This is a genomic window from Bradyrhizobium sp. BR2003 (genome assembly GCF_009720285.1).
Taxonomy (GTDB): Bacteria; Pseudomonadota; Alphaproteobacteria; order Rhizobiales; family Xanthobacteraceae; genus Bradyrhizobium; species Bradyrhizobium elkanii.
The window spans coordinates 1-7,625 of the sequence record NZ_SMYJ01000041.1; the positions used below are offsets into that span (position 1 = coordinate 1).

The following is a 7,625-nucleotide window of genomic DNA, read 5'->3' on the forward strand; positions in this document are numbered from 1 at the left end:
GAACTCGCGAACCGCGTCGCGATGCTCGATCACCTCTCGAACGGGCGGCTCAACTTCGGCGTCGCGGCCTCCGGCCTGCCGAGCGACTGGGCGATGTTCAACGTCGACGGCATGTCGGGCCAGAACCGCGACATGACCCGCGAGGCGCTCGAGATCATCCTGAAGATGTGGACCGAGCCGGCTCCCTGGACCCACAAGGGCAAGTTCTGGACCGTGACCAAGCCGGACACGATGTTCGATTTCCTCAAACCGCACATCAAGCCTCAGCAAGCACCGCATCCGCCGATCGGCGTCGCAGGGCTCTCCAAGAATTCGGACACGCTGAAGCTCGCCGGCGAGCGCGGCTTCATTCCGATGAGCCTCAACCTCAACCCCGCCTATGTCGGCAGCCACTGGGACTCGGTGGAGGCGGGCGCGGCCAAGACCGGCCGCACGCCGAGCCGCAAAGATTGGCGAATGGTGCGCGAGGTATTCGTCGCGGACACCGACGAGGAGGCGTGGAAGCTGTCGACCGGCGACATGATGGGCCGGATGATGGGCGAATACTTCCTGCCGCTGCTCGGCCACTTTGGTTTCAAGGATTACCTGAAGGCCTCGCCCGATGTGCCGGACGGCGACGTCACGGTCGAATATTGCGCGCGCAACAACTGGATCGTCGGCTCGCCCGCGACGGTCACCGAGAAGATCGAGAAGATCTACCAGGAGGTCGGCGGCTTCGGCGTGCTGCTGGTGTTCGGCTTCGACTACAAGCACAAGCCGGAAGCCTGGCACAATTCGCTGCGGCTGCTGAAGCAGGAGGTGCTGCCGCGGCTGAAGCATCTCGACGCCTCGGTCGGCCGCGCGGCGTAGGACTCGGGACGATGAAGAGAACGCGGGGCAGCGGCAACGCTGCCCCGTAGTCATGACGGATCGCCGGCGTTAGGTGGTGCCGAGCCAGAACCGCGTTTCGGTCTCCGCCCAGCCCTTGCCGATGCGGTTGCTCAGCCAGGCGTCGCTGCGCTTCAGACCCTTGTCCTTCTGGCCCTCGGGCGTGTTGCGCCAGGCCTGCCAGCGATACTGCCCGTAGATGCTGACGATGCGCGCCGCATAGGTCAGCGCGAGCTGCGAATCGCCCCTGATGATGACGAGGTTGTCGTCGTTCTTGGTGCTGGCGCGGTCGGAGAAATTGTGCGAGCCGGTCATGACCACCGGGTTCTTGCCGGCCGGATCCAGCACGATCACCTTGCTGTGCACGGCGATCATGAATTTGCCAGTGTTCTTGATTTCGTGCTCCCACCAGTCCGCGGTCTTGTCGATGCCGGCAGGCCGGATCACGTCGGCGATCTGCTTGCCCTTGAAGACCTGCTGCTGTCCGTCGCCGGCCAAGAGCTGCAGCTGATCCTTCGGACTGTCCTTGCCCTGCGCCGGGAAATTGTTGAGCACCCCGCGCACATAGAGCTTCTTGTCCTGCGCCTTCTCCAGAATCGGGCCGAGCAGGCCCTTGTTGCCGGGATTGAGCATCAGGCACACCGCGCCATGCTCGGTGTCCTCGATCATCTTGGTGGCTTCCTTGAGGTCGCCGCTCCTGGTGGTGGGCGTGAACCAGACGCTGGCCTTCGACTCGCCGATGGTGAACGGCCATTCGTGATCGCCGGCCACAGCCAGCGCCTTCGGCGATTTGCTGCCGTCTGTGTAGATCGCTTTCCAATGGTCGTGATAGGCCGCCGCGACCTTGTCGTCGGTGATCTCGAGCCCGTTGTTGTTCTGGGTGCACAGTCCGGTCCGGGTCCAGTTGGTGCTGCCGGTCCAGACCACCTTTGGCTTCTGCGCGCCGTCGCAGAACACCGCGAACTTGTTGTGGGCGTAGCGGCTCGGTGCAATCTTGCGGCGGACGATGTCGACGCCGGCCTTCTTCAGCACGCCGGCATTCTTCTCGGTGTCCTTGGCGGTGGCATCGGACTTGCCGGTGCTGTTCCCAAGCACGACGTGGGCCTTGCCCTTCATCGCGGTCAGCGCGGCGATCAGCTCGGGGTCGTTGAGCTCGTAGAGCGCGAGATAGACGTCGCGCTTGCCCTTCCTGGCATCGGCCAACAGCGCCAGCAGGCGGGCGCCGAGCTGGCCCTTGAGGAAGTCGCGGATCTTGTTGCCCTTGGTCGAGATCGCCTTCTCCAGGGTTTGCGCCGGCTTCTTGTCCTTGCCGATCGCGCGCGACAGCCATTGCGCCGAGATCGTGCCGCGGTTGAACCACGGCTTCAGCGAGCCCGACGGCATGGCGGAGACGTATTCGGTCCATTGCGCCGGCGCGCTGTAGGCGGGCTTCACCTTGGTGGCGCTGTCCTTGAGAACCGGAACGACGCCATAGCGGACCGGCGCGTCGATTGGCGCCAGGAAATCGGTCCAGTTCGTCTTTTGCACCGGCCATTCGGTGCTCGGCCGATGTTCGCCCGCCTTGTGGCCTTGCGCCTGGTCCTCGAACCCGACCCAGGTGTCGACCACGGTTGCACTTTTGCCCTGCTGCTGACGATACAGCGCAAAGCCGAGACAGTCCGGGATCATTGCCGCGACCTCCCAGACCACGAAGATGCCGTCGGTGGTCGGGAACGCCTGAATCCTGGAAATCATGGTGATGCCTCCAAATCGCTGGTGAGAAATATCCGGTCGATATGAACCTGGCGCGTCGGCGCCGCAGGAGATCGGAGATGTCGCCTCGGATCGTTCGGGCGTCGGGCGGCTGATCTAGCAAGGAGAGTATGACAGGCAATCTACAACCGGGTCTGTCGACTGGATCACAGATCGATCACGCCGTACGGACCGGTTGGGCCGCGATGCAGTGAGCCCGGTCGGGGCGTTCTACAGCAACCGCACCGTGACCTTCGCCTTGCCCTTATGATCGCCGTAGAACCATCGGTAGACCCAGGGGAGGCCGATGACGGCCTCGTTGACATAGAGGAAGATCTCGCCGCTGCGATCGGCGGTGAACCTCGCCTTGTAGACCTGCGGGTCGGTGTTCGACACCGGCAGGGGGTCGAGGAAATACTCGTCGACGCCGGTCTCTCCGACCCGGGCGATCAGCCTGAACCATGGCCGGAACAGGATCCGCCGCAGAAAGATCGTGGCGTATCCACGCCAGCGCTTTGTGCTCTCGATGGTCGAGGTCCGATATCCGATCGGTGTCACCGCGCGGCCGGCGTCTTCCCATGGCTCCGACATCGTGATCGCGATCTCGTACTTGAACCCCGTGCGCACCTTGAGGCCGGTCGGCGCGCAGATCGCGCTGGTGTCGAAGTCGGCCGCATCCTGCGGGATGCCCTTGTCGACGGCGACCAGCTTGTCGGCGGCGGTCCCCGTGCAGAAGGCGCCCATGGAATCGAAGGCATTGAACAGGAAATGGCTGAGCAGCGTTGCGCCGAACCAGACCAGCAAGGCTGTCAGTGCAAACGGAACGACATGTCGCTTTCCGGCATTGAGGACCCACTGATAGATCACACTCGTGCGGAATCGATAGATCGCATTGTGCATGAACCCGGACAGCGGTGCCGGGCTCGCGCGATTGCGCCAGATGATCCGCATCCGGTCGCTGATCGTTGCGCTGAGCGAACTGCCCACCGCCATCAGCGCGACAACGGCGATGATGCCGCCGGTGAACCATTCCGGATTGCCGGCGTACCAATCGGTCCACCAATGAAAGGAATCGGGCAGGAACGATTGAACGAAGCGCACCAGCTCCGAAATCATCCGGACATAGGAGCTGAATTCGTGCTCCTTGTGCTGGTTGTGGAACAGCCAGAACGCCGCCAGGTGAAGCGACGCCGCCAGCGTGGCGAAGTAGGCGATCCGGCGCATCCAGACGTAATTCCACAGCTTCTCCTGCGCGGCATAGCGCCCCGGTGCGCCCGCGGGCGTCTCAAACGTATTGGCGCCGAGCGGGATGACCTCGCCGCTGCGCGAGACGACCACGTAGTTCGGCGGAAGTCCGATCGGGGCATAGGCATTGGCGCCGCTGTCGATCCGCTCGAACACGCTCTCGTGGATCTTCGGCATCGGCACGCTGACGCCGGCATAGGGATCGTTGCAGAGGTCGGCGACCTTGCGCGGACCGTACCGGTAATACGCGCCGAGGCCCGCCCGCGAATCGTAGAGGCGGCCATCCTTGTCCTCGGAGGACTTGATTGATTTGATCGCGTCGGGGTCGGCGACCGGTGCGCTCTTGAATGCGAGGCCGCGCTTGACGGCTTCGTCGACCAGCCAGGCCAGCGGCACGAACGCGACGGCGTCGTCCGGATACCCGCCGCCGACATTGGCATGCATTCCGACGAACCAGACCTGGACGAGGCGCTCGCCATCGATGCTGGCCGGCACCGCCGGCGCGGGCTGTCCCGGCTCTTGCTCGGTCCAGAGCACCGGATGAAAGGTCGTGCGCTCGTCGTCGAGCGCCAGCGCGTGTCGCGCGCACTTGACCTTCGGGCTGAGAATCCGGTTCGGCAGTTCAAGCGGCCACACCCAGTTGGAGATGCCGCGCGTCATCTCGTCGATCGGCAGGCCATAGGCCGCGACGGTATCCCAGATGCCGATGAATTCGATCGCAGGCACCGGTTTGCGGGCGATCCTTGCATACGGCCTGTTGCCTCGAAGGCGATCCCACGGCGGCACAAGAACATAATCGCGCAATGCGCGGAACAGCACCTCGATGCGCCAGATCGAGTGGTAGCCCTCGGCCCGGTATGCGCGATAGGCCTTCACCGCGCCGTCGTGCAACTCGGATTCGGTGTCCGCGACGATCAGGCCCTGATCGAGGATGAGTGCGGCGAGCGTGCGCACGGTGAATGCGCCGCGGCTGAATCCGAACAGGTAGATCTTCGAATCATTCTCGTGATCGTAGTTCCGGCAGATGAACTTGTAGGCATCGAGGATGTTGCGCTTGAGGCCGTAGCCGAAGGCGCCGCCGAGGATGGCCAGCGGAATGAATTTCGACGTGCCGACGCCGTCGTCATACTTGGCGGCCTGCGTATTGCCCTGCAAATCGAGCGACTGGAATATCCGCCAGACATTGGTGCGCCAGACGCTGGAAGCGGCGTTGCCGGTGCCGTCGGACAGAATAATGATCTTCGGACTCGGCATTGAAAGACGCTCGCTGAAACGAATGAAGCGGATGGCGCAGCGTAGCAGGGACCGGATCGATTGCTACCTTTGATCGCTCTTTAATCATTCCATGCCGCGATAGGTGTGAACTGGCACACAAAGCGTCACGTGGTCGCGGCCATGTGAGAGGTGACGGCTTTCGCGTTGCTGCAAAAAGGCCTAGCCTGATAGCGGCGCAATTCATTGATGAGGCACAGCAATGCGCAGCCGCGTCAGAAAATTTGCCCACGTCCTGGAGCGCTTCGGTCTTGCCATGGCAGGTGCTGCAAGCGGTCTGTTCGTCGCCATCCATGTCGGCTCGAGCGTGTCGGCGCTGACCTCGCAGGCATTCCTGCTGATCATGATGCTGGGCGGCGCGATCGGTTTCTATCTCGGCATCGATACGCCGCCAAAGCTCTTCCATCCGAAGGACGCCACCTCGACGCGCAAGATCGACGCGGCGGAGCTGCTGAGCGCGATCGGCACCTTCCTCGCGACCATGGTCGCGTTCTTCTCGGTCGGCGTCGTCGTGCTGCGCAGTGAGCCTGACATCGCCTGGACCGCCACCATCATGGTGGGCTGGGTGCTCGGTGTCGCCATGCAGATTGTCGCCGGCACAATCGCGCGGGCACGTGTATGAGGATCAGCGCCGCAGTACACCCAATCCCGCCAGATGCGTGTCGACGAACTGCGCGAGCCGCTCGCGCAGCATCTCGGGCGGCACCGCGACCATGCGCTCCTCGAGGCCGAGCGAGATGATGCCGTGGACCGCGGAGAACATCATCCGCGACAGTAGCGCGATGTCGTCGGGATCGCGATCGGGCAGCAGCCGCACCAGCGGCGAATGCATCAGCGCGAACGCGTCCATCACCATCGTGAGGATATCTTCCGGAAACGGCCGGTCGTCCTCCATCCGGTGCTCGAACAGCGAACGCAGCAGATTGGCGTGCTCGGTGGCGAAGCCGAGATAGGCGTCGGCAAGCCCGTGCAGCTGGCGCAGCGGATCGTCGGCCGGGACCGCCTTGAGTCGCGTGGTCAGGGCGTGAACGGTCTCCCGGTTCACGGTCAGGATCAGGCCGTCGAAGTCGCCGAACTCATTATAGACACTGCCGATGGAGCAGCCGGCGGCCTCGGCGACATCACGAACCTTGAGTGATTTCAATCCCTTAGTTGCGATTGACCGGCGCGCGATCTCGATCAGCAGGGCCCGCCGCTGAAGTTTTTTTCGATCCCGTCGCGATTCTTCTTGAACAATGTTCATTTTCATATTACTAATTTGAGCGTTGCTCAAGTTGGCATAGGAGGCCACTCAGATGCAGACCCTAGCACTTCAATTGACCGGCACCCTTGTCGATGACGCGATCGAGCTCGTGAAGGGCTTTGGCCGCGCCGTCCTCAATCTGGCGACCGCGCCGATCGAGCGGATCGCCCATGCCTGCGACGTCGCCGGCATCCTGGAGCAGCGGCGCGCGGATCGGCGCGCGCCGCGCCCGGCGGCTGCGAGCGGAGGCCGCTGCAAGTCGCGCAACTGCCGATGGTCGCCGTTCCGCGGCTTGAGTGAACTGACCTGAAGCGGGCCCCCGGCAATTGTCGGCGAAACCTCAACAAAGTGCTCACCATGCCCTCTGCGAGCCCGGTCCGGCATCGATCAACCCCTGGTCTGGATAAGGTCTCGTACATCTCTGGCGGGCAATGTCGCGATGTCCCGGTGCGACCGATTTTGCGCCGGTTCGAACCGATACGTTGCGCAAAAGACTAAAGGCTGCGGCATCTCCGTCATTTTCTCCACGCTCACCATTCTCTGCCACCCGAATTCGCAGACCTGCCAGCGCCGTGCGCGCAACCCAAGGAACCGGTCATGATCAAGGAATTGATGACGTCCCGCCGCTTCGCGCCGCTGTTCTGGTCGCAGTTCTGCTCGGCGTTGAACGACAACGTACTGAAGAACGCGCTCGTCATCATGCTGCTGTATGGTGTCGCCAACGAGCAGGGGCCGGCGCTGGTCCAGCTCGCGGGGGCGGTGTTCATCGCTCCGTTCTTCGTGTTGTCGGCGCTCGGCGGCGAGCTCGCCGACCGCTACATCAAGTCCGTCGTCGCCCGCCGGCTGAAGTTCTTCGAGATATTCGCCGCGGCCTTCGCCGCCGCCGGCTTCTTCACCCATTCGATCCCGCTGCTGTTCATCGCGCTGGCGCTGTTCGGCATCGTCGCCGCGCTGTTCGGTCCGGTGAAATATGCCGTTCTGCCCGACCAGCTGTCGGTGTCCGAACTCGCGACCGGCAACGCGCTGGTCGAGGGCGCAACCTTCATGGCGATCCTGATCGGCACCATAGCGGGTGGCATGTTCGTCGCCGGCGCCAGCCACATGGGCTGGATCTGTGCCGTCGTGGCCGGCCTGTCGGTGCTGTCCTGGGGCTTTGCGTCGCGGATCCCGGTGACGCAGCCGTCCGCGCCCGATCTGCCGATCACCAAAAATCCCTGGACCTCGACCGTGCGCCTGTTGAAGTCGCTCTATGCCGAGCCGCGGCTGT

Annotated in this window: 7 protein-coding genes; 4 read left to right on the forward strand and 3 right to left on the reverse strand. The window is 63.4% G+C overall.

Annotation, left to right across the window (positions count from 1 at the left end; genetic code table 11):
- A partial coding sequence (locus E2I15_RS33670; protein WP_155262715.1) for an LLM class flavin-dependent oxidoreductase occupies positions 1-849 on the forward strand: 849 nt, incomplete at its 5' end.
- Between the two features lie 69 nt (positions 850-918).
- On the opposite strand, the gene E2I15_RS33675 is transcribed toward E2I15_RS33670, so the two are convergent.
- Together E2I15_RS33675 and E2I15_RS33680 are read right to left on the reverse strand one after the other, a co-directional pair.
- Positions 919-2,601, reverse strand: coding sequence for a phospholipase D-like domain-containing protein (locus E2I15_RS33675; protein WP_137483773.1), 1,683 nt, complete (start codon positions 2,599-2,601; stop codon positions 919-921).
- Between the two features lie 228 nt (positions 2,602-2,829).
- Complete coding sequence (locus E2I15_RS33680) at positions 2,830-5,097, reverse strand: T6SS phospholipase effector Tle1-like catalytic domain-containing protein (protein ID WP_137483774.1); 2,268 nt, start codon at positions 5,095-5,097, stop codon at positions 2,830-2,832.
- Between the two features lie 220 nt (positions 5,098-5,317).
- Between E2I15_RS33680 and E2I15_RS33685 the strand changes: the two genes are divergently transcribed.
- A complete protein-coding gene (locus tag E2I15_RS33685) occupies positions 5,318-5,737 on the forward strand; it encodes a hypothetical protein (protein WP_137483775.1) in 420 nt (139 codons plus the stop codon).
- A gap of 3 nt (positions 5,738-5,740) precedes the next feature.
- On the opposite strand, the gene E2I15_RS33690 is transcribed toward E2I15_RS33685, so the two are convergent.
- On the reverse strand, positions 5,741-6,358 hold the full coding sequence (locus E2I15_RS33690) for a TetR/AcrR family transcriptional regulator (RefSeq protein ID WP_170991828.1): 618 nt from the start codon (positions 6,356-6,358) through the stop codon (positions 5,741-5,743).
- 52 nt (positions 6,359-6,410) lie between these two features.
- On the opposite strand from E2I15_RS33690, the gene E2I15_RS33695 reads away from it, so the two are divergent.
- Both E2I15_RS33695 and E2I15_RS33700 read left to right on the forward strand, forming a co-directional pair.
- Positions 6,411-6,668, forward strand: a complete 258-nt coding sequence (locus E2I15_RS33695; protein WP_137483776.1) for a hypothetical protein — start codon at positions 6,411-6,413, stop codon at positions 6,666-6,668.
- 287 nt (positions 6,669-6,955) lie between these two features.
- Positions 6,956-7,625: MFS transporter (locus tag E2I15_RS33700; protein WP_155262716.1), on the forward strand; the 670-nt coding region annotated here is incomplete at its 3' end.